Origin of the sequence: Maribacter sedimenticola (assembly GCF_900188415.1) — a bacterium.
GTDB lineage: Bacteria > Bacteroidota > Bacteroidia > Flavobacteriales > Flavobacteriaceae > Maribacter > Maribacter sedimenticola.
In genome coordinates, this window is sequence record NZ_FZNV01000002.1 from 507000 (window position 1) to 530671 (window position 23672).

Below are 23672 nucleotides of genomic sequence, written 5' to 3' on the forward strand. Positions count from 1 at the left end.
GGGGCAGGGGGTATTATGAGAATTTTTTGGTCAGGTCGTCAATATACTTCCTAAACTGTTTATCTGTCTCCGCAAGATTGTCCACTGTTTTGCATGCATGCAAAACGGTTGCATGGTCTCTTTTGCCAATTTGCGATCCAATACTTGCCAAGGAGGCCTTGGTGAATTTTTTGGCAAAGAACATGGCTAATTGTCTTGCTTGTACAATATGCCTCTTTCTCGTTTTGGATTGAAGCGTAGCAACATCCATCTCAAAATAATCGGAGACTACTTTCTGGATGTAATCAATAGATACTTCACGTTTGGTGTTCTTCACGAATTTCTCTACGACTTGCTGCGCAAGTTCTATGGTTACTTCCCTTTTGTTTAGGGTAGACTGTGCGATCAATGAAATTATTGCGCCTTCTAATTCCCTGATATTTGTTTTGATATGTTTGGCAACATAATCAATAATATCTTCTGGAATTTCAACCCCGTCCCTATATAGTTTATTCTTAAGGATAGAAATTCTTGTCTCATAATCCGGACTTTGCAATTCTGCAGATAGGCCCCACTTAAATCTTGAAAGCAATCGTTGTTCAATATCCTGCATGTCTACAGGAGCTTTGTCAGAAGTAAGGATTACCTGTTTGCCGTTTTGGTGCAAATGGTTGAATATATGGAAAAATACATCTTGGGTACCGGATTTTCCAGATAGGAACTGTACGTCATCAATAATCAGTACATCTATTAACTGATAGAAATGTATAAAATCATTTCTAGTATTTTTCTTAACAGATTCTATATACTGTTGTGTAAATTTCTCAGCAGAAATATATAGTACAGTACGCTCTGGATATTTATCCTTTATTTCAACTCCTATGGCATGGGCCAAATGTGTTTTGCCTAGACCAACGCCACCAAAGACCAATAATGGATTAAAGGAGGTTCCGCCAGGTTTGTTGGCTACAGCCATACCTGCCGATCTTGCCAATCTGTTGGAATCCCCTTCCAGGAAATTATCAAAATTATAATTTGGGTTTAACTGGGATTCTATCTTTATGTTACGTATACCTGGTATTACGAACGGATTGCGTAATTCTGGGTTTTTAGACTTAATGGGTACATCCATTTCTTGCGCGGCCATTGCTCCCCTGTTGGAACTTGGAATCTTTTCTGTGAAAGGTTCTTTGTTACCATAGGTATTCTCCATGCGTATGATGTAGACCAACTTTGCGGTTTCTCCCAATTCCTTGGTTAGTGCAACTTTTAAAAGCTTCACATAATGTTCTTCCAGCCACTCATAAAAGAACTTGCTGGGAACTTGTATACTTAATGCATTTTCGGTTAACTTAATTGGTTTAATGGGTTCAAACCAAGTTTTGAATGCCTGCGGTTGGATATTATCCTTAATAAACACCAAACAGTTTTTCCATACGGAATTAGCAGTAACACTCATAATAAAATCTTCACTTTTTAAGGTTAGCATTTAGCTAAAGGCGATTGAAAAAATTCAATCAATGTTCTCATTCAACTTGGGCAAATATGTGAACAATTTATTTAAAAAAAAAATTGATTATCATTGAATATGACCTTTTTTTTTCTCATGTTCGTTAACCCATAGGGGGAGCTTTTAAATATATACTTTTTACTCCGAATAAATGCGATCAAATCAAATTTCTTTTAGAATAAGATATAGTGAAACCGACCAAATGGGCGTTGTCTATCATGGTAACTACGCTCAATATTTAGAGATGGCAAGGGTAGAGTGGTTAAGGGTGTTGGGTATTTCCTACAAAAAAATGGAAGAGGATGGTATTATGCTTCCTGTAATTAGTTTATCAATCAATTATTTGAAACCTGCATTGTATGATGATTTGATCACCGTAAAGGTAATATTGAACAAAAAACCCGTGGTTAGAATAGAATTTGATTATGAAATAACCAATGAGGCGGGTGAGCTGTTGGCCACGGCAAATACTGTTCTGGTATTTATGGATATGCAGAGAAAAAGGCCTACTAGGTGTCCTGATTTTTTGTTAAAAAAATTGAACTACTGATTTCTATTGGTCAGTTTTGATTTTTAGTTTGTGTTGTGTCTTAAAAAGATTCAGTGTCCGTCTAAAATCACTTTTCTTAACAGCTATCACCATTGAACATTTTAAATGTAGGTCTTGGGATATAATTTCCAGTTGATGTTTTTTGACGATACGCATGACCACATCCATTTCGGCATACTCAAATTCAATTTTAAATTGTTGTTTTATGATCTTGGTAATTATTTGCGCTTGTTCCAATGCTATCTTGGCAGTTTCCTTGTAAGCTGTAATTAATCCGCCTACGCCAAGTTTTGTACCTCCAAAAATGCGGACGACGGCTACAAGGGTGTTGGTAACATCATACGATTGTAGCTGTCCATAAATTGGCATACCTGCAGAATTATTGGGTTCGCCGTCATCATTGGCTCGGTAAGTTTTTTTCGTCGTACCAATTTGCCATGCATAACAAACATGGTTGGCCGTAGGATATTCATTTTTTAAGGAAGCTATATACTGCTTTACCTGTTCTTCATCGTTCACCGGAAAACAATACCCAAAGAATTTACTTTTCCGTTCCTTGAAAAGGATAGGTGCAGTAGGTTTCAAGATAGTACGATAGGAATCCATTATAAATTGAAAAGTTTATATGAGCATTGTTAGATGTTGTCCAAAAGCGACCATAATAATACTACATACGGCTAAAACAATGCCTAACCAATTTTTAGGGGTAAGTCTTTCCTTGAACAGTATAATTCCTAAAAGGGTGGAAAACATGACTATGGCCACATTATTAATCGTAAATACCGATGCGCTGTTCCAAGTGGGGTGCTGTAGAGCCTTTAGTAAATAAAAAATTGAAAAATAGTTGGGTATTCCCAAGCAAATACCGCCAATGATATTTTTAAAATTAAATTTTAAAGGTACTTTGGTGGACTTTAAACCGATGTAAAAAAGTCCTATAACCCCTGCAGAACCAAATACCGTAGCGGAAAATAGGGCATATTCTTCCTCTGGCATGTGGGCGTCTTGAAAGTATTTGATACTGGTGTCTATAACTCCTGAGCCCAGAAATACAAGTACGGGTAGGGCAAATGCCCATTTATTGGCCTTTATTTTTTGTTCCTTTAAGGAGGCAAAATACACGGCCAATAGCGCAAGGATGATACCTATGATTTCTAGTATGCCAAGAATTTCCTTGTAGAAAAATACACCAAAAAGAACCGGTATGGTCAAAGACATTTTGGTTGCTACAGATGCTACGGATACACCAAGTTTTTGGGAAGTAGCCGCCATTAAATTAAATATAAGTATGAATAACAGACCTAATGACAGGCTGCCCCAGAACCAACTTTTTTGTGGCACGGCTACCAAGGTAATGGGACCTGAATAATTAAAAAGTCCAACACTACAGGCTACAAAATAATTTACAATAATCGCAAAAAGAGTCTGTACACCAAATTTGGCATATAATTTAAAAACAACAAAAATTAGGCTAGAGAAGAGAATACTTAACGCTAGGTGTATCATTTACAGATGCCTTGAAATTTCTTGGATATCCTCTTTGCCTACTTGTAAATTCCAACACTGAATACCCAATTTGGCGGCGCTATCTGTATTTTCTTTGGTGTCGTCCACAAAAAAAGTTTCATTGGCAACCAATGCATTTTTTTGTAATACATATTCATAAATATCCGCATTTGGTTTGCGCATCTTAATTTCCTGGGAAAGGTAGAATCCTTCAAAGCATATTTTGAACCTTTGAAAACGTTCCATCCCCATTGATGCTATTACTTTTTCTATGTGAAGGTCGTTGGTGTTGCTTAAAAGAAACAATCTATACTTGTTTTCTTGCCGTAAAAGTTCAATAAATTGTAAACGCTCCTCTGGAAAATCCAAAATGATAGAATTCCAAGCCGCTTTTATTTGCTGAATGCTGGCCGTAGTAAAGACCGATTGTAGTCGATGTAGGAATTCTTCGGAACTCATAAGTCCCATTTCGTATTCCTTGAAAAGGGAATCTAGTTCTGGAGTCAGTTCGGTAAATCCAAATTTAGCCATTTCCAATAAGGGCGCTTCTTTATTTAAATTTATAAAGATATCGCCAAAGTCAAATATAATGTTCTTGATCATTATGTAATACGGTTAATTGGTCATTTAAAATTTGAGTGTGTTGTGTTGTATAACCTTTGATCCTTGGAGCGGACAAGCCAGTGCCAAAACGGTTGATTCCCTTAAAAATTCTGGCTTCATCCCAAAGATTTGCATCTATAAAACTTTGCAAGGTGTGCAAACCACCTTCAATAATGATGCTTTGAATATTTTCTTCGTACAGGATTTTACATAGTTGCTGTGCCAAATTAGCTTCAAAATCTACGATTTTATACCTTGCGTTGGAGTTGTATTGTTTGCTGTCTACAACTTGGGTACAAATTAAGGTTTGCTGCTTTCCATCAAAGATATGATAGGTTGAAGGTATTTTTAGTTCGCGGTCAAGTACAATGCGTAGAGGGTTCTTTCCGGTCCAATTCCTGACATTTAGTTGCGGATTATCGGCCATTACAGTATTGGTGCCTACAAGAATACCAGGTTCTTCACTTCGCCATTTGTGCACTAATTGTCTTGATCGGGTATTGGTAATCCAAAATGGTTCTTTTTTATCACCACGTTGTAACGTGTCTGGAGCTATATAACCATCTATGGTCTCCGCCCATTTTAAGATGATATAAGGCCTTTTCTTATTACAATTGGTCAAAAAACGTGCATGATGGACCTTACATTCTTGTTCCAGAATACCCACTTTTACGATACATCCTGCACTTTTAAGTCTTTTAATACCATTCCCTGCAACCTTTTCGTGAGGGTCCTTTAAACCTATAACCACTTTGGGTATGCCCATTTGTATGATCAGGTCCGCACAAGGCGGTGTTTTTCCAAAATGGGAGCACGGTTCTAAGGTTACATAAATTGTCGCATCTTTTAATAGGGATTTATCGCTTACGGAATGTATGGCGTTTACTTCTGCATGGTTTCCTCCAAATGCACTGGTAAACCCTTCCCCAATAATCTTTCCGTTGTGGACAATGACTGCACCTACCATAGGGTTGGGAGCAGTAGAGCCAAGTCCGTACTTCGCTATTTCAATGCACCGTAGCATGTATATTTCATCATTAGTAAGCAAATCTACAGATGGCGGTACTTTTTTATTTGGCTGAGGATTATTAATGGACATCAAACTTTACCTTTTTACGCATATCACGTATCTTCACAGATCAAAAATAGTACTTTAAAACCTATTGTCTTTTTGCCATGGAAAATGTTGTAATCAGGGAAATCAAAAAAGAGGATAATGTCCAAGTAGCCAAGGTAATAAGGCAAGTGTTGATAGATTTGGGGGTTCCAAAGGTAGGTACGGCATATGAAGACCCATCTTTAGATAACATGTACCAGCATTATGATAAGCCTAGGGCTACCTACTTTGTTGTGGAACATGAAGGAACAATTTTAGGTTGTGCAGGGATAGCCCAATTGGATAATTACAAGGGTAATGTTTGTGAACTTCAAAAAATGTATTTCCTGGAATCGGCGAGGGGTAAGGGAATTGGCCATAATATGATACGGGCGTGTTTGGAACGTGCAAAGGAATATGGTTTTGAATCTTGTTATCTGGAAACCATGCCTTACATGAAGGCGGCCCAGAAACTATATAAGAAAATGGGGTTTAAATATATAGACGCTAGAATGGGAGATACGGGCCATTATTCCTGTCCTGTGTTCATGCTTAAAATATTATAGTTGTGTTACTACGGGAAATAAGGAACATATTTCATTCAGAGCTCGATACGCTCTACTCCAAAGATGAAGTTACCAGCTTTTTCTATATACTTACTGCGCATTATTTTGAATTGGAACGTTTTGCCCTGGTATTTGAACCTAACTTGGTTATTGATAAAGATCAGGAAACGATATTGTTCAATGCCTTGTCTCAGTTAAAGATGGAAAAACCTATTCAATATATTACCGGTATTGCCCATTTTATGGATATGGATTTTAAAGTCAACGAGCATGTTTTGATACCTAGGCCCGAGACCGAGGAATTGGTAAGGTGGATTTTGGAAGATAAAGCAGGTGTAGATACCAACATACATATCTTGGATATGGGTACCGGTAGTGGGTGCATTCCAATTTCCTTGGCTAAAAATTTACCTAATGCTCACGTAAAGGCCTTGGATATATCTCCTAAGGCTTTATTGGTTGCCAAAGAAAATGCTGCTGTGCAGGGGGTTAAGATAGATTTTCAACTTGCGGATATTTTTGACTACCATACGGATAATGTACAGCGTTTTGATTTAATCGTATCCAATCCGCCCTATGTAAGGGAACAGGAGAAATCTAATATGCAAAAAAATGTATTATGCAATGAGCCTGGTTTGGCCCTTTTTGTTCCTGATGATGATGCATTAAAATATTATAGGGCCATTGTGCATTTTGCAACAAGGAATTTAAATCAAAATGGTAGCTTATATTTGGAAATCAATCAGTATTTAGGTGAAGAAACCAAACAATTGTTGGTCCAAAACAAGTTTAAGAATGTGGAGTTACGAAAGGATCTTTATGGCAATCACAGAATGCTAAAGGGAATAAAAAAATAAAAAGTATTAGGGTATTTTGCGATAGTTATAAGGATTATGGTAGAATAGAGAAGATTCAAAGATCGGTCAGGTAACTTTCAATGTGGAGCGTTTACTGTAAATAATGAACGGTTAGCCACCAGTACCTACCCAAAATAGGATGAATAAAGAGCAGCTATAAATTAAATGGAAGCGAGAATATTAGAATTACGAAAAGAACTACGGGAGCATAATTATAATTATTATGTATTGGACAATCCTACCATATCTGATTTTGAATTTGATATGAAACTTAAAGAGTTGCAAGAGCTAGAGGCAAAGCATCCAGAATACCATGATCCCAGTTCACCTTCGTTAAGGGTAGGTGGTATGATCACCAAGAATTTTGAGACCGTGGTACACGAACACCGTATGTATTCCTTGGACAATTCTTATTCCAAAGAGGATTTGGAGGATTGGGAAAAAAGAATACAACGCAATTTAGGGGATGTGCCGGTAGCATTTACGTGTGAGCTAAAATATGATGGGGCGTCAATAAGTATCACCTATGAAAATGGCAAGTTGGTAAAGGCCGTAACCCGTGGTGATGGTATTCAGGGCGATGATGTCACCAATAATATCAAGACTATAAAATCCGTACCCTTACAATTAAAAGGCGATTATCCGGAAAAATTTGATATTAGGGGGGAAATTGTATTGCCTTTTGATGGTTTTCTGAAAATGAATGAAGAACGTATTGCCAATGGCGAGGAACCTTATATGAATCCTAGAAATACCGCATCCGGTAGCCTAAAACTTCAGGATAGTAGCATTGTGGCCCAAAGACCATTGGACTGTTTGTTATATAGTATAGTAGGAAGGAATTTAAATTTTGAAACCCAGTTCCAAATGTTGGAAAAGGCCAGGGAATGGGGTTTTAAGGTTCCTACCGTAGCCAAGCTTTGTAAGACTACCACTGAGGTCATGGCATTTATAGAGGAGTGGGATGTTAAACGTCATGAACTGCCCTATGAAACTGACGGAGTGGTCATTAAAGTTAATAGTCTGCAGTATCAAGAGGAACTGGGGTATACCGCAAAAGCACCAAGGTGGGCCATGGCCTATAAATTTAAGGCGGAACAAGTATTTACCGTTTTAAATGAAATTACGTATCAAGTAGGGCGTACGGGTGCCATAACTCCGGTAGCCAATTTAGAACCTGTGTTGTTGGCAGGAACTACCGTTAAAAGGGCCTCGTTGCACAATGCGGACCAGATAGAGAAATTGGATATTCGTGTGGGCGATACGGTCTTTGTTGAAAAAGGTGGGGAAATCATCCCTAAGATTATAGCGGTGGATCTTACAAAAAGGCCAGCGGATTCTAAACCTACGGAGTATATCCATGAATGTCCTGAATGTGGAACACCATTGACCCGTACAGCGGGTGATGCCAAGCACTATTGTCCAAACGAGTATGGATGTCCGCCCCAAATTACGGGTCGTATTCAGCATTATATTTCAAGAAAGGCTATGGATATAGAAGGTTTGGGAGGAGAAACGGTAGAGCTTTTGTTTAAAGAAGGACTTATCAATGATTATGCGGATTTATATCAATTGACCAAAGAGGATATTTTGCCCTTGGAACGTATGGCAGAAAAATCAGCGGAGAATTTAATAAAGGGTGTGGCAGAATCCGTAAAAGTACCTTTTGAGCGGGTGTTGTTTGCCTTGGGTATTCGCTATGTAGGTGAAACCGTAGCCAAGAAATTGGCAAAGGCCTATAAAAATATAGATGCGCTCAAGGAAGCGCCTTTGGAACATCTGACGGCAGTAGATGAAATAGGGGAGCGCATTGCACAAAGTGTTATCCAGTTTTTTGCCAATGAAAAGAATTTAGATGCCATAGAACGTTTAAGGCGCTATGGTGTGCAAATGTCCATTTCTGCGGAAAAGTTACAAAACCAGACTAATATATTGCAAGGCAATACCTTTATAGTTTCCGGTGTATTTGAACAATTGGGTAGGGACGAACTAAAGAAAAAAATTGAGGATAACGGTGGTAAAGTGGGCTCATCCATTTCCTCAAAGACTACCTACTTGGTGGCGGGAGATAAAATGGGACCGAGCAAAAGAGCCAAAGCGGAAAAATTGGGAGTACCAATTATTACAGAACAGGAATTTTTAAACATGTTGACCTAAAATGAATATGGATATTTTTACGATAACGTCAGTACTGGTATTTTTATCGGCCATTTTTGGCTATATCAATGCCCGTTTTTTAAAATTGCCCAATAGCATTGGTTTAATGTTAATAACCATTGTATTTACTTTAGTGGTATTTGCCATTGGCTATGTAGACGATACGTTGATAAACGCGGAAAGATATATCATTACACAGATAGATTTCAAATCTGTTTTGTTGGATATCATGTTGAGTTTTCTACTTTTTGCAGGTGCATTGCATACCAATTTTGAACAGTTAAGGGTACAACGTTGGCCTATATTGGTATTCTCGACCTTAGGCGTTTTGGTGTCAACGTTTTTAGTGGGCACCAGCGTCTATTATCTTCTTCAAATATTGGGTATGGACATTGCCTTTATTTATTGTTTATTGTTCGGTTCATTGATATCGCCTACGGATCCCATTGCCGTATTGGGCATATTAAAAAAAGCAGGAGCCCCTAAGCAGTTGGAAACTAAAATCGTTGGGGAGTCATTGTTTAATGATGGAGTTGGGGTAGTGGTATTCTTAACTATTTTTCAATTGGCATCCTCTACGGAGGTAGCGGTCTCCCCATTGGAAATTTTAGAGCTTTTTGGTGTTGAGGTCATTGGTGGTCTGGCACTGGGCCTTGCCTTGGGTTGGGGCACCTATAAGTTAATGAGGTCCATAGATGATTATGACATTGAAGTTATTATCACCTTGGCTACGGTCATGGTTGGGACCCTAATTGCACAAAAATTTCATTTATCGGCCCCTTTGGCTATGGTGGCGGCAGGTTTGGTGGTCGGTAACGATACGGTACGTAATTCTGCCATGTCGGCAACAACCGAGACGTACGTGGATAAATTTTGGGAACTGTTGGATATTTTGTTGAACACATTATTGTTTGTATTGATCGGTATGGAAATGCTGGTACTATCCTTTAAAACGGATTACATAATTGCCGGTCTAATGGCCATACCTTTAGTATTGCTATGTAGGTACCTATCATTGTTGCTCCCCATCAAATTTTTTGAGAAAAGGTTGGATTTTGTTCCCAAAACCAATTTGGTCATGACTTGGGGCGGATTAAGGGGAGGAATATCCATTGCGTTGGCCTTAGGACTTACAGAAGCCATGCATAGGGATGTTTTTTTGGTTATTACCTATATAGTAGTTGTCTTTTCAATTATAGGGCAGGGATTAACGGTTGGTAAATTAGTAAAAAGGGTAACAACATGATGCCACAAAACTATTCGGAATTTAATTCCACTTTACAACTTTCCGATCCACCAAAGGACTGGCCCGATGCATTAAAGGCAATGTGGTATGATGCTCAGGAAAATTGGGATGCCGCACATGATATTGCACAGGAACTTCATAGTAAATTAGGTAGTTGGATGCATGCATACTTACATAGAAAAGAGGGAGACCGATTTAACGCAGGTTATTGGTATCGATTGGCTGGTAGGACCTATCCGGATATTTCTTTGGATGTTGAATTACAAAAAATTGTTGAGTTTATTTTGGAGGGTAACGGCTAGTTGATTTGGGAATATGGATTTTTAAGTATATAATTACGATTTTTAGAACTGTGTTATATGCTATTTCAAAAGCTTAAGATTAAAGTAAAAGCTTATGGATGGCCACTCTATTAATGCCTTGATACTAGGTTTTCTGGATAAACCAGCCCACATGGTATTTCTGTATCATTGACCCTGTACCAAGCCTTATTGTCTTTAAAGAAGAAACCCGCACGCACTTTATCGTTCAATCCTTTTTTAAAGAGTGTAATCACATAAAAAATATTGGTTTCCTTAGGTGGTATGGTCAATTTTAATAAAGTCGGTTTTTGGAGCGTATTTTCTAGGGCAGCCGCTAAATCTGTAAGCCCATAGTTAAACAACGGTACCTTATCAATACGCATTGTAGCATTTGGTAGTAGTACGTTTAGGGAATTGTCGAAAGATGTTCCTTGCGGTATGGAAGTTTTGGGCATTTTAACTGATAGTTCAAAAGGTGTTTCTGTAGTATTGATGATACGTGACCAAAAAATACCGTAGACAAATTTTTGTCCATTGGAAAAAGTATAGGTAAGGCCACCTTTTGGCAAACTATTTTGTACGATAATTTGTTTTCCCTTAGTAATGGTGTATAGGTAGGTAGTATCTATCCATGCGGCAATGGAATCTAATTGTATTTTTTTGTTTTCATTAGATGCTGTAGAAGTCAACGTCGTATTTGCTAACGATTTAGGGGTGAACTCATTTTTATGTTCCTGTTTGCAGGAAAATAATAGTACAGTAGTCAATAATGTTATGAGTAGCCGTTTTATCATTGTTATATTGGTTGCTCTGATGTTTAATTAATTGGTTTTATATTGGTAGTTGTTGATAACGAAAGATCGCTTTTTTTTCCGAAGAATACTACGAGTAATTATAAAGCTTTTGTAAGAACATCTTAACATAAGTTGTTTATTGCAACCATTTTTAATCCTTAATTTTAGTCATCATGAAGGGTGCTGTAGTATGTTACCCTAAAGTTGCCATCTAAACAAAACCGTATGAAAAAACAATTCCTTTTAGCCGCCACAGTATTGGTGGTATGGGGCATGGCTGCCCAAGAAACCTTATTGCTACGGCAACCTACCTTATCTAAGAACGAGGTAGTCTTTATTTACGCCAATGACCTATGGAAGGCACCGGTTACCGGTGGTGATGCCATACGGTTAACCAGCGGTATGGGCTATGAATATGCGCCACATTATTCACCAAACGAGCAATGGATCGCTTTTACGGCAGAATATGAGGGCAATGATGATGTGTATGTTATTCCCGCAACAGGTGGAACACCAAAGCGGCTTACCTTTCACCCTTCGGTAGACGAGGTTCAGGGTTGGACACCTAATGGTGAAATTCTTTTCCGTTCTACACGAAAAGCAAGACCTACCATGACCAGTCAGTTCTATACGGTATCCTTAGAGGGTGGTCTGCCCAAGGCTTTGGAAATTCCTAGAGGGGCCTATGGGGAAATCTCTGAAGATGGAAGCCATATAGCATATACACCGATTACTTCTTGGGACCCGGAGTGGCGTAATTACCGTGGTGGACAGGCCATGCCCATTTGGATCGTAGATTTGAATACCTATGAGTTGACCACCACCCCACAATTGGACCAAGAACGTCATTTATATCCGGTTTGGATAGGAAAAAAAGTATACTATTTATCGGAGCGTGATTATACCAGTAATATCTGGAGCTATGATACCGCTACCCAAACTGAGGAACAAATAACCTTTCATAAAAAATTTGATGTTAAAAGCTTAGATGCCGCAGGAAATCTATTGGTGTATGAACAAGGTGGGCGTTTACATATTTTGGACATTGCCACCAAGCAGGCCAAAACAATTAACATTAGTGTTAAGGGGGATTTGAATTTTAGTCGTTCCCGTTGGGAAGAGGTCACCGCCAACAATGTAATTAATCCCAATATTTCACCCAATGGCAAACGTGCCGTTTTTGAATACCGTGGCGATATTTTCACTTTCCCAAAGGAAGAGGGTAGCTGGCGAAACCTTACCCAGAGTAGTGGGGTTGCGGATAGGTCTCCCATATGGTCCCCTAAAGGAAATAAAATTGCATGGTTTTCAGATGCAAGTGGGGAATACCAGTTGGTGGTGGCAGACCAATTTGGGCAGAACAGGAAAACATACCCCCTTGAGAATCCAACATTTTATTTTAAACCGGATTGGTCGCCCAACGGTAATCTCATTGCCTATACCGATACGGATTATAACATTTGGACCATAAATCTTGTTACAGGAAAGGTAAATAAGGTTGATACGGACCGTTATGCACACCCTAATAGGTCCATGAACCCTGTATGGTCGCCAGATAGCCGTTGGTTAACTTATGAAAAACAGCTGGACAGTCATTTTAAAGCGGTTTTTATTTATGATACCCAAAGCGGAAAAGCGGTGCAGGTAACGGATGGTACTGCAGATGCTACCAGTCCGGTGTGGGACGTTGCGGGCGAATACCTTTACTTTTTGGCAAGTACGGATTATGGACTGGCATCGGGGTGGTTAGATATGAGCTCCTATGACCCAAGTATTACCCGTAGCCTTTATGCCCTTGTGTTGAGCGCGCAAGGTAAAGCCCCAAATCTTCCTAAGACCGATGAAGAAGATATAGACGAAGCTAAGTCCGATGAGACCAAAACATCATCCAAAAAGGATAAAAAGGACAAAGATGAACCTAAGAAAACCATAAAACCGGTACAGATAGATTTTTCCGGCATTCAAAATAGGATAGTGGCCTTGGACTTACCTGCGCGTGACTATCAATTTTTACAGGCGGGTTCGGAAAAGCAGGTGTTCGTTGCCGAAGCCATCCCAAATGAATCAGGCTTTAAGGTCCACAACTATGATGTAGCCAAAGAAAAGGCTACAGATTTTGAAAATGGCGTTACCGATATGGTTGTGTCTAAAAATGGAGAACATTCCTTACTGAAGAGTAAGTCAGGGTGGACCATTACCGGAACAAAAGATGCACCCAAACCAGATGATAAAATAGCGGTATCGGCACAATTAAAAATAGACCCTACGGCAGAATATGCACAGATTTTCAAGGAAAGCTGGCGTTATATGAGAGATTTCCTATATGTGGACAATGTTCATGGGGCACCGTGGAATGAGGTTTATAGTTGGTACCAACCTTGGGTAAAGCATGTAAGGCATAGAACGGACCTTAACTATATAGTGGATATACTTAGTGGGGAAGTAGCCATTGGGCATTCCTATGTATCTGGAGGGGATATGCCCAAAATAAATGAGGTTCCCGTAGGATTGCTAGGTGCCGATTTCAATGTGGTTGATGGGTATTATAGAATTGAGAAAATCTACACCGGGGAAAAATGGAATCCTAACATAAGGGCTCCATTGGCAATGCCCGGTCTTGATGTTAAAGAAGGCGATTATATAGTTGCCATCAACGGAAAGCCAGTGGCTCAAAATCAAAATATATATGCTTTGTTGGAACAGACCGCCGATCGTACTATCAATATTTCCGTTAATAATTCACCATCAATGAACGGGTCTAGAAGTTTGACCGTGAAACCTGTTGAAAATGAATACCAATTACGTTTTATTGATTGGGTAGAAGGGAATAGAAGAAAGGTTGATGAGTTATCTGGCGGAAAACTAGCTTACGTATACATTCCCAATACCAGTAATCCGGGTTTTGAAAGTTTCAATAAATATTATTTTTCGCAGCAGGATAAAAAAGGGGTTATTTTGGATGAGCGAAACAATGGTGGTGGTTCCGCTGCAGATTATATGATTGATATAATGGCACGGGAACCTTTTGGCTATTTCAATAGTAAAGCCAACGATAATAGGCCTTGGACCTCTCCCATAGCAGGAATTTGGGGACCTAAGGTTATGATCATAAACGAACGCGCCGGTTCCGGAGGTGATTTGCTGCCGTACATGTTTAAGGAGAAAGGCCTTGGTCCCTTGGTAGGAACCCGAACTTGGGGCGGTCTGGTAGGTACTTGGGATACTCCGCGTTTTATTGATGGCGGACGTATGGTTGCACCACGTGGCGGATTCTATAACAATGATGGAGAGTGGGATGTGGAAGGTATAGGAATATCGCCTAATATAGAAGTCATACAAGACCCAAAATCTATTGTGGCCGGTAAAGACCCACAATTGGAGCGCGCCGTTCAAGAAGCCATGAAACTTTTGGAAACACAAGAGTTTATCATGAAACCGGAACCCGCGGCACCGGTAAGGTGGAAGCGCCCGGTAGGCTATGAAAATGAAAACTGATATTAAGAAAAAGCCCAACTTCGGTTGGGCTTTTTTAATTTTATATGCTAATGGAAAACGTTGTTATATTAATTTTCTAAATATAAAAATTCTACATGATCAAAAACTAGATTTTGGGCATCTATAATTTCCATGTTTTGAATTTTGCTGCGAATAATGGAATTTCGGATGGTAAAATCCTTGACATCACGTAATAAAATGGGTTCACTGCACGTAACATCCATATGTTCCATAATAACGTTTGTCAACGGAATCTCCGGGATGCATTTGGCGTTAATGAACCTGTTGTTGGTCGTAATTTGGACATCTCTCATGAAAATATTTCTAATTACCGGGGTCAATTCGTTAATAGGTAATTTTGGTAAACGTTCAGCAAGCTCCCCCACATATCTTTTACTGCCCAATAGGTCCCATTCCAAAGCATGCTTATTGATGTTCATCTGTACTCTTTCGTAATATATATTTTCAACGCCACCACCTCTTGGACGTCTGGTCTTAAAGCGAAATCCCCTGTCGGTCCCATCAAAAATACAGTCGTGTAGATAAATGTTACGAATCCATCCGGCAGTTTCACTTCCTGTAGTAATGGCACCGTGGCCAGCTTCGGAAAGACAATACCGTACCACTACATTTTCTGTAGGGCGGTCAACGCGAATGCCGTCCTTGTCCCGGCCGGCTTTCATGGTAAAGCAATCATCACCATTATTCAAGGTTGAATATTCAATTAATACATTACGTGATGATTCAATATCAATTCCGTCGCCGGTAGGTATTCCCACGGAATTTACGGTGATTCCCCTTATTATTACGCCATCACAATAAATGGGCGTAACATTCCAGGTTACACTTCGTTCAATGGTGATACCTTCAATAAGTACATTTTTACATGCTACCAAACATATAGATTTTGGTTTGTAAAAATAACGCCCTTTATCGCCGTCATAAATTCTTTCTTTAACCGGAGCATTTTGGTCAATGGAAATTTCAACCACCTCTTTTGGGCTTTCAGCGGTACGAATGGGAGCATCCATATCAGGTCCAATAATTTTGCCTTTACCAGTTATTGCAATATTTTCGGCATTATACGCATAAATGAATCCGCCGCTGGACATAATTTCAATGCCTTCCACACGGGTAAATACGGCAGGTAAAAAATCTGCTATTTCCCCACTAAAATGAAGTTCGGCTCCTTCTTCTAAATGAAGGTTAACATTGCTTTTCAGCGCTATACGGCCTGTGGTCCATATTCCTTTAGGTACTATTACCGTTCCACCACCATTCTTGTTTGCATTATCTATGGCAGTTTGTATGTTTTTAGTAATGTTCTTATAAGCCGTAGCACCAAATTTCACAACGGAAACGACGTAAGCTGGAAAAACATGTTTTTTGAATTGTGGCATTTCAAATGGTGCGATGACCGGTGCAATGTCATTGGGCATAGCAGCTGCTCCCACCTGTGCTTTAGTTACAAACGAGGCAGTTGAGCTTGGCGTGCTGAATTGTGCCAATGTAATTTGGCAACATAATATGAAGAGAAGCCTGAAAAAAATATGTTTCATAATCTATTTTTTAGGTAGTTGAGGTTTTATTCTTTAGTAGTCCAAGCCAAGGAACATGCACCTATTGCATAAAATTTTTGTTCCTTAAGTTTCATGATTGCCGTGTAAATTACAGTAAACGTTCCGTCATCCTCTTGGATAATACATAGCGGGGTCCGAGTGGCATGATCCCCATCTTCCGCCCATAAATTGGATTCATATTGAATTTTGATACGTTGTTCCTTGCTCCATAGAATACCGTCCTTAGAAATACTATAGGCTATTTCTTGGTTGCCAAAAGAATCGAACACCGCGATATAACCACCTTCTTTTAGTTCGGTTACCTGCGGATTCTCAATAAATTCTTCAGCAATAGGAATTGGGTTAATTGTTTCTGGTAATCTGGTCCATGGCCCGCTTAGTTGTGGTGCCTTTGCCAAGCCTACAGGCCATGGGCCTTTGGGAATGTAATTATGTCCGTCATAAAAGGCGTACCAGGAATCATTTACTTTGTACGGATTAAAGGTGGCTACTGCTTGTTGCCCTTCCCAAGCTTGGGAATTTTCATCAGGTTGTAGTACAATACCCATATCTGCATACGGACCTCCAATTCCGTCCTTACCTTCAAATACGGATTTTGCTCTCCAAATGCGCCCTTCATAATCGCTTCGTGCATATTCCCCTTTATTGGAATTTCCGGCACGATAGGCAACATAGAAAATATTCCATGCATTTTCTAAATCATTAAATTCCACCCCCGTTACCCAAACTTCTGACCGTGGATTTGAAAAGGACCTACCGGGAATGCTCTCTAAAATAGTGGCTTCCCGTTTCCATGAAATAGCATCGGTACTAGTCCAATAGGCAATGCGCAAATCTCTATGCGGACGAAAGAACATTTCATTTACGAACATGTGGTAAACCCCATCTATTTTAACAACCTGACCTGTTTCAAAGCCAGATTGATTATTAGTGGCGATGACATCCTTATGCACATTTGATATGACCGGACCTTGGTAGGCCGATACCAATTCTAGTTTTCTAATGATGTCATCTCCTTTTGTTTGTGCACAGCAAAGTTGAATGAAAGTGGATAGGAAAAAGACCTTAAAAAATATGTTTCCTGTTTTTGAAAAATTGGATGTAAGGGTTGACATTGGTTTGATCATTTTAACGAAGCATAATTCAATTTACTTAACTCTAGTATCCTCTTGGGCAACACAATAACCTATATAAGAGTTTCATGAAGGTGAAGTGTTGTTTAAAGTTTTAATTTAAATGTACTGTCTTAAAAAGTGTTTCCGAGTCTTTTAGTTTTCTACCTTCCTCAATTCCCAAATATGCTTCATTGGCATGCTTTTCGGACCAAAACCCGTTTAAAATGGATTCATTTACCACGGTATAAATGACTACACCTTTATATATTTTCTGCGCTTCCCCTTCATATGAAAAATTTATAACCAAAATATGGTTATGATAGAAGCCGGTACCCGATTGGGTTTGGTCACCATCTATAATCCATTCTGCATGAACTCTGTGCTCACCCGTCCTTGAAAGATGTAAAAAACCGGAATACCTGCTATTTTCCTTGTTCTGATTAAAGCCCAGAATATGATATGTACCCTGTAACTGAACATTAAGCGTATGAGCTATTTCTATCTCGTTTTTAAAAGCATTAAACACTTCTTGCCTTTTTCGTAGTTCTTCTTTTAAGATATTGATTTCATCAGGCGATAGTGTGTTTATTTGATGCAGTGATTTTTTTGAATTTTCTAACCATCTTTTGGCTTGATTATAAGTAACTATATTGACATTTGCCTTTTTTGGTGTAATTAAAATATCGCCCTTTGGTTGTACTTTCTTCCATCTCAAAAATAGGCATGTACCAATAAGGGCAGTAATCAATACCAAACATATAATACCTATGGCCATTACTAAAGGTACCTGGTGGTTTACTATGTCAATCATTGGGTATTTTGGCTTCTAAATATTAGGAAGAATATGTAAAATCTTATAAGGGTTTAATTACAGTAATATATAACCGAACCCTAGAGTTCTAATTATTAATACTTACTGAATAGATTTTACCGGCCATCATATCAGGTAAGAGCAATCTGCCTTCTTCCTCTTCCAAATAAAAATCTGCAGCAGATTCTAGATTATCAATCAACACGGTAGACACTTCTGTTGTACCATCTATTTTCCATACTGTCCCAGAAGCCCAACTACTAATATAATAATCTCCCTTACTGTCTTGCTCAACTGCATCTGCACCTCTAAATTCTCCTTTTAAAGGAGTTAGTTGTCCATTACGTTTTACTAAGAAATTTCCTGTAAAAAATGCGCCAACCATGATATCGCCATTATTGTCAACACCAACGCCATTTGGGTTTAGCATTAACGGGTTTGTGTCTTGGGCAATAGTAATATTGCCTTTTAAATCTATATGATAAATACGACCTAACTCTGGTACTAATTTAGCCTCGTCACTTTCTAGGGGCCAAAGATTATTGTCATTGTCGCGCATGTATTGCGTGGCACCCATATCGGCTACATAAATTCCTGTGCCATCTGCATTTATGGACACATCGTTTAAATATAACACCTCTTTAGGGAAGTCATCTTTGTCGACAAATACACTTTTGTTTCCTTGTTCATCAATTTTCCAAATACGTGTAACATCAGAAAAGTATAAGTGATTATTTAGATATACAATTCCTTTAGGTTCATTAAAGCCATTGGCAAAGGTTGTGACCCCTTCTGTAGAAATTTGGACTACGGAACCATCACCTTCATCTTTGCCGTTCATTAAAGTAATATAATAATTGCCGTTGAAACCTTTGGTTATACTTTCTGGCTTAACACCCACTTCAACAGGAAATTGAATTTCATTTTGTGAAAAACAGAAAGAAATGGCAAATAATATTGAAAAGGAGAGTAAAATTGTGGAACGTAGTTGACTGTACATTTTCATGAGTGTTGGTTTTAAGTTGATGCAAGCTAAATTTAATAAAAAATAACCTTACAAAATTGCCCTTTGTAGTGTTAAACAATTGAAATATATATCGTTATATTTTTATTTGCTTCTCATAAAGTCTCTTATTCTTGTTTTCTATTTTGGAATTTAAAAGTTTTAGGTCCTACATAAGATTTTTTTAATCCGCCAAAATCCAACATCACTTTTTGTACTACCATACCTGGATCAATTACATGTAATTTAAGGGTATGTTTTCCAGGAGTATCAATTTGCATTTTAATAGAATTGATGGCACTATTTCTCATTACGTTCTTGGCCCATTCCTGGGAATATTCCTTTACAAAATTTGATTGTACTACTATGTCCTGTTCATCTAACTGCACACCATATGCGGTACCATGTTCCTTATCTTTTGAAAACAGGGGAAGCATAACGGTCTGTATAATGACCTCACCGGGCTTTTCAACATAAAAATCATACGCCACGTAAGAATCGTACCCTTTGTCAAAAGTGGCATTGCCCAATTGTAAGGCTTCATTTGAATAGCCCAGACCAGGGATTTCTTGAAAATGGATACCACCGTTTTCTGTTTTTCTATGAAAATTTGTAGGATTAATACTGATTAACCCATCAATGGGCATATAGATAGAATTGTTAGGAGCAACTTGCTTGTTGGCAACGACTTTTATTATACTCTTTTCTGTTGAAGAGTGAATTATAATTTCACCCTCATTTTGTCCTAAGTTTGGCACTCGATCCCAAATCACGGAAACGTTAATACGTTCTTGTGTTTGAACTGTTCCTTTTAATCTATCTAAAATCAGCCAAGGGGCACTTGTAGTTGTGTAAAAATCTAGAGGCTCTTTACCGGTGTTGTACACTTCAATAAAATGTGATTGTTTGTTTAAATTGCTGAATAGGGGAAGGGTTTGGTTTTCTGTTTTTTCAGAATTGCTGCCTTCTACAAAAATTTCAAGAGATCCCTCTTTAGGTGTAATTATTTTCTTGGTAGGCGCAATTTGAACTTGTGGCAAGAAGCCTGGAGCGGTCATCATTCCATTCCATTTTCTATTCAATAGATTATTATATTTTTTGGTGATATCCGCTAAGGAATCATGATATAAAACAACTTTTGCCGCCAGTTCATTGGTAGTGGTTCTTTGTTGTTTCGCATACCATCTGTTTTTTTGTGCCAATAACATTTCATGGTTGTATAATGATGCGCCTTTTAAAGGGTAGTAGACCATTTCGTAAAAAGCAGCTTTTTTTTCCTCAGGAAGTTCTTTTAAAATTTCCGTTGCCATTTGTGCAATTTTGGCATATTCCGCCAATCTGGTTTCCGCCTCGTTATAGTTGATAAAAGAAAAGTCCGTATCCTTTATGTTCTCTTTGGCTTCTAGGCTGTTCCATTTCCAATCGCCCGTCATATATTCCGGTTTGCGGGTAAATCCATGATAGTAATACCGGTCCAAGATATAGGCAAGGTCATTGGTATACTGCTCACCAAAAATATGGGTCAATTTTTCTACTTGGTAATCATTGATGTTTTCAAAATTAAAACGGTCAAAATCCCAAGCCATATCCATGAACAATTGCATTCCCATTTCACCAGGCTTTATGTCCCCAACGTTTAATAACCAGTACTTATCGGCTCCCAAGGAATATGCTTTTTGCATTTCGGTGTACATAAGGGCCGGTGGGGTAGTATTTAGCCAGAGGTAGTCGTTTGGCCAACCTAGATAGGAGATGTGGTAATATACCCCTGCACCGCCGGATCGTTGCTGTTCTTTTTTGTTGCTTACTTTTTTAATGTAGCCGTAATTGTCATCTGGCCAAACAATAATAATATCCTCAGGAACCTCCAAGCCTTTTTCATATAGCCCTAAAACTTCTTTATAGGGTACAAATATCTGTGGAACATCTACAATAGGGTCGTTCATGTATTTGGTCAGTATGGCACGTTGGTCCTTAATGGCCTCGTCCAACATTTTAAATTTCTGCTCATCAGAACCGCCGGACATACCTTCGTCGTGCATTCCGCGCAAGGCAATGGTATAAATGTTTTCCTTTTCCTTGGCCTCGTTTACTCGCTCATCCAATACGCGGTTAATTTCTTTTTTATTGGTTACATAATTCCACTCACCTTGGGTTTTTTTGTCCCATTCCGTAGCATTGTTGTAGAGTAGTGGTTCACAGTGGGCGGTAGTGATCATAATAGCATAGGAGTCCGCCATTTCCATATTCCCAGGGACGGTATAGAATGCCTTTGTAACTTCGTGCATTGCAGGGGCCACCATATTACCTTTAAGGCGAAGGACAAGTTCAAATACTTTTTCGTAGGTATTTGGACCAATATTTTGAATATTCGAATCCATTTTGTTTGCAGCCCAAGGTAATAGTCCCCAATCTTCATCGTTCAGAAAAATTCCCCGATATTTAACTGAAGGGGATTTGGAGGTATAACTAAGGTTTTTAAGATAAATTTCCTTTTTCTTTTCCACAGGAACATCTGCCCAATAATACCATGGAGATACCCCCATAGCTTCGGAAAGACTGAATACACCATAGGCTGTTCCGCGTTTATCGCTTCCGGTAATAACTAGGACATTCTGATTTTTCCTGAACGGGCTCTTAATGGTCTGTATTAGATAACGTTCAGGTTGATCTTGAATAGTGGAAACATTCAATTTATGAGATTGAACCAATTCGTCTATCCATTTATTTTGGCCTAGGGTTCCAACGAGAATTATATTCCCTTTAAATTTCTTGATATCCTTAATATTGTTGATAATGCTGGGACGTTGATTCGTTACCTTGTGCACATCTTCAGCAAAAAGATTTACCGATTTTTTTACGACCGGAAAATCTGTATTTTCCATATAGATTGTTGTAGGACTTTCAGTGGTTACAATTGGAAAATAAACATCTAGGTTTATTGCCGAATCTACGATGTTGAATTGGGACAATATTAATTGTGGAAGCAGAATAACCGCCAAAAGAATCTTTCTCATAAATAAAACAAAAGTTAAATGTAGTAAATACACTTATTAAATCCAATTGTTTTTATTGTATGATTAAATTTAAGTAAGGTCCTGCAATGTAATTTACGGGAGAAAAAAAGTGTATTAAAGGTCTTTTTTAAAACAAACACTATTTGCTATGCCAACATAAGGTGGATAGTTGGCAATAACCTGATAACCATTTTTCTTATAAAGGGCTATAGCTTCTGGCTGCCGCAAACCAGTTTCCAACACACAGGTTTTATAACCTAATTCTTTTGCCCATTCTTCCAGCCCTGTCAAAATTTTAGATGCAAAACCTTGACCGCGATTTTCTGGTAGTACGAACATTCGTTTTACCTCAACTGAAGTTTCATTGAACTTTTTAATAGCGCCACAGGCTATAGGCATATCATCCTCATACAAAACCAGTGTATGTTTTAGATGGGTAATACCATTGAACTGGGCATAGAAACTATGATCCTCACCGTCACGTTTTGCAAGGTCTGTGTCCAAAAGGCTAACTAAATCCTTAAAATCTAGGTTTTGAGAGTCTGTACGGAGTATTTGAATCATTAGTTACAATTTTAGACTTTTATGGAATAGCCGGAGGCTGTATTTTTTTCGGTATCAAAATTAAAATCTATCCTGCCCAAGTGAACGCCAAAGCACCCCACCTGATTCACCAAGACGTCCCTATCATTAGCATTGCTGATTATAGTAGGTTTTTCCAAAAATGTATGGGTATGGCCTCCAATAATCAAATCTGTGTATTTAGTTTTTTTTGCCAATTTTAAATCATCTGGTTTGTTGATAGAGGCATACTCATATCCTAAGTGCGAAAGACAGATGATTAAATGGCATTGTTCCGTTAATTTTAATTGCTGCTCTGTTTCAACGGCAAGTTCATAAGGATCTAAATATTTTGTTTCCTGATATAATTGTTTGCTTACCAACCCATTCAGCTCAATTCCTAATCCGTAAACCCCAATTTTTATACCATCCTTTATATATATTTGATAGGGTTTGGTCAGTCCTTGCAAAGGTGTATTGGTAAAATCGTAATTAGCGGAGATAAAATCAAAATTAGCATGAGGCATTTGCGCAAGGAGTCCATCTATGCCATTATCAAAATCATGATTTCCTATTGTTGCCCCATCGTAATTGAGCATGCTCATTAATTTAAATTCAAGTTCGCCCCCATAAAAATTAAAATACGGTGTGCCTTGAAAGATATCTCCGGCATCAAATAGCAAGGTGTTGGGATTCTCTTTCCTTATACGCTCCACTAGTCCGGCCCTACGGGCCAATCCACCAAGGCCGGGAAAATTAGCATGATCCTTTGGGAAGGTGTCTATATGGCTATGAACGTCATTGGTATGTAAAATAGTAATATGTTTTTTGGAAGGGGTGGTACACCCATTCAACCCAAGTCCGCCCAAAGTCAATAAACCGGATGTTGCTGCGGTATTTTTAATAAATGTTCTTCTTTTCATA

At 38.6% G+C, this 23672-nt stretch carries 20 protein-coding genes; 7 read left to right on the forward strand and 13 right to left on the reverse strand.

All coding sequences use genetic code 11. The annotated features are described in order from the left end of the window. Positions 1–13 precede the first annotated feature (13 nt). The gene (gene dnaA, locus CHB68_RS07210; protein ID WP_089260596.1) at positions 14–1438 is read right to left on the reverse strand and encodes a chromosomal replication initiator protein DnaA; all 1425 of its coding nucleotides are present in this window, start codon (positions 1436–1438) and stop codon (positions 14–16) included. Positions 1439–1640: 202 nt separating this feature from the next. Here dnaA and CHB68_RS07215 point away from each other — a divergent pair, with 202 nt between their 5' ends. Continuing rightward, positions 1641–2039: an acyl-CoA thioesterase gene (locus tag CHB68_RS07215; RefSeq protein ID WP_089260183.1), complete on the forward strand. Its 399-nt coding sequence runs from the start codon at positions 1641–1643 to the stop codon at positions 2037–2039. Positions 2040–2042: 3 nt separating this feature from the next. On the opposite strand, the gene CHB68_RS07220 is transcribed toward CHB68_RS07215, so the two are convergent. The 4 genes from CHB68_RS07220 to ribD are packed head-to-tail and all read right to left on the reverse strand — an operon-like array spanning position 2043 to position 5247. Beyond that, positions 2043–2645, reverse strand: a complete 603-nt coding sequence (locus CHB68_RS07220) for an IMPACT family protein (RefSeq protein WP_089260184.1) — start codon at positions 2643–2645, stop codon at positions 2043–2045. A 15-nt stretch (positions 2646–2660) separates the two neighbouring features. Next, on the reverse strand, positions 2661–3545 hold the full coding sequence (locus tag CHB68_RS07225; RefSeq protein WP_089260185.1) for a hypothetical protein: 885 nt from the start codon (positions 3543–3545) through the stop codon (positions 2661–2663). Beyond that, positions 3546–4148, reverse strand: coding sequence for an HAD family hydrolase (locus tag CHB68_RS07230; RefSeq protein ID WP_089260186.1), 603 nt, complete (start codon positions 4146–4148; stop codon positions 3546–3548). Continuing rightward, positions 4126–5247: a bifunctional diaminohydroxyphosphoribosylaminopyrimidine deaminase/5-amino-6-(5-phosphoribosylamino)uracil reductase RibD gene (gene ribD / locus CHB68_RS07235; protein WP_262494226.1), complete on the reverse strand. Its 1122-nt coding sequence runs from the start codon at positions 5245–5247 to the stop codon at positions 4126–4128. Before ribD ends, CHB68_RS07230 begins: the two co-directional genes overlap by 23 nt. Positions 5248–5324: 77 nt before the next feature. Between ribD and CHB68_RS07240 the strand changes: the two genes are divergently transcribed. The 5 genes from CHB68_RS07240 to CHB68_RS07260 all read left to right on the forward strand — a co-directional run bounded on the left by CHB68_RS07240 (position 5325) and on the right by CHB68_RS07260 (position 10372). Continuing rightward, positions 5325–5810, forward strand: coding sequence for a GNAT family N-acetyltransferase (locus CHB68_RS07240; RefSeq protein ID WP_089260187.1), 486 nt, complete (start codon positions 5325–5327; stop codon positions 5808–5810). A 2-nt stretch (positions 5811–5812) separates the two neighbouring features. After that, positions 5813–6667: a peptide chain release factor N(5)-glutamine methyltransferase gene (gene prmC / locus CHB68_RS07245; protein WP_089260188.1), complete on the forward strand. Its 855-nt coding sequence runs from the start codon at positions 5813–5815 to the stop codon at positions 6665–6667. A gap of 165 nt (positions 6668–6832) precedes the next feature. Continuing rightward, positions 6833–8824, forward strand: coding sequence for an NAD-dependent DNA ligase LigA (gene ligA, locus CHB68_RS07250; RefSeq protein ID WP_089260189.1), 1992 nt, complete (start codon positions 6833–6835; stop codon positions 8822–8824). Positions 8825–8831: 7 nt separating this feature from the next. Continuing rightward, on the forward strand, positions 8832–10070 hold the full coding sequence (locus CHB68_RS07255) for a cation:proton antiporter (RefSeq protein ID WP_089260598.1): 1239 nt from the start codon (positions 8832–8834) through the stop codon (positions 10068–10070). After that, on the forward strand, positions 10067–10372 hold the full coding sequence (locus CHB68_RS07260) for a hypothetical protein (protein WP_089260190.1): 306 nt from the start codon (positions 10067–10069) through the stop codon (positions 10370–10372). The genes CHB68_RS07255 and CHB68_RS07260 overlap by 4 nt, the downstream gene beginning before the upstream one ends. 110 nt (positions 10373–10482) lie before the next feature. On the opposite strand, the gene CHB68_RS07265 is transcribed toward CHB68_RS07260, so the two are convergent. Further along, positions 10483–11166: a hypothetical protein gene (locus tag CHB68_RS07265; RefSeq protein ID WP_089260191.1), complete on the reverse strand. Its 684-nt coding sequence runs from the start codon at positions 11164–11166 to the stop codon at positions 10483–10485. Between the two features lie 225 nt (positions 11167–11391). Between CHB68_RS07265 and CHB68_RS07270 the strand changes: the two genes are divergently transcribed. Further along, positions 11392–14661: a S41 family peptidase gene (locus CHB68_RS07270; protein WP_089260192.1), complete on the forward strand. Its 3270-nt coding sequence runs from the start codon at positions 11392–11394 to the stop codon at positions 14659–14661. A 68-nt stretch (positions 14662–14729) separates the two neighbouring features. On the opposite strand, the gene CHB68_RS07275 is transcribed toward CHB68_RS07270, so the two are convergent. The 7 genes from CHB68_RS07275 to CHB68_RS07305 form a co-directional block, all read right to left on the reverse strand. Further along, positions 14730–16220: a glycoside hydrolase family 28 protein gene (locus CHB68_RS07275; RefSeq protein ID WP_089260193.1), complete on the reverse strand. Its 1491-nt coding sequence runs from the start codon at positions 16218–16220 to the stop codon at positions 14730–14732. 26 nt (positions 16221–16246) lie between these two features. Continuing rightward, entirely contained in the window at positions 16247–17356 is a 1110-nt protein-coding gene (locus CHB68_RS07280; protein ID WP_143815178.1) for a glycoside hydrolase family protein, read from the reverse strand. Between the two features lie 112 nt (positions 17357–17468). Then, complete coding sequence (locus tag CHB68_RS18730) at positions 17469–18167, reverse strand: hypothetical protein (RefSeq protein ID WP_245838861.1); 699 nt, start codon at positions 18165–18167, stop codon at positions 17469–17471. A gap of 88 nt (positions 18168–18255) precedes the next feature. Continuing rightward, positions 18256–19173, reverse strand: coding sequence for an NHL repeat-containing protein (locus CHB68_RS07290; protein WP_218822490.1), 918 nt, complete (start codon positions 19171–19173; stop codon positions 18256–18258). A 125-nt stretch (positions 19174–19298) separates the two neighbouring features. Then, a complete protein-coding gene (locus CHB68_RS07295) occupies positions 19299–22187 on the reverse strand; it encodes a glycosyl hydrolase 115 family protein (RefSeq protein WP_089260195.1) in 2889 nt (962 codons plus the stop codon). A gap of 114 nt (positions 22188–22301) precedes the next feature. Next, positions 22302–22751: a GNAT family N-acetyltransferase gene (locus tag CHB68_RS07300; RefSeq protein ID WP_179213159.1), complete on the reverse strand. Its 450-nt coding sequence runs from the start codon at positions 22749–22751 to the stop codon at positions 22302–22304. Between the two features lie 11 nt (positions 22752–22762). Further along, on the reverse strand, positions 22763–23671 hold the full coding sequence (locus CHB68_RS07305; RefSeq protein ID WP_089260196.1) for a bifunctional metallophosphatase/5'-nucleotidase: 909 nt from the start codon (positions 23669–23671) through the stop codon (positions 22763–22765). Between the last annotated feature and the right edge of the window lies 1 nt (position 23672).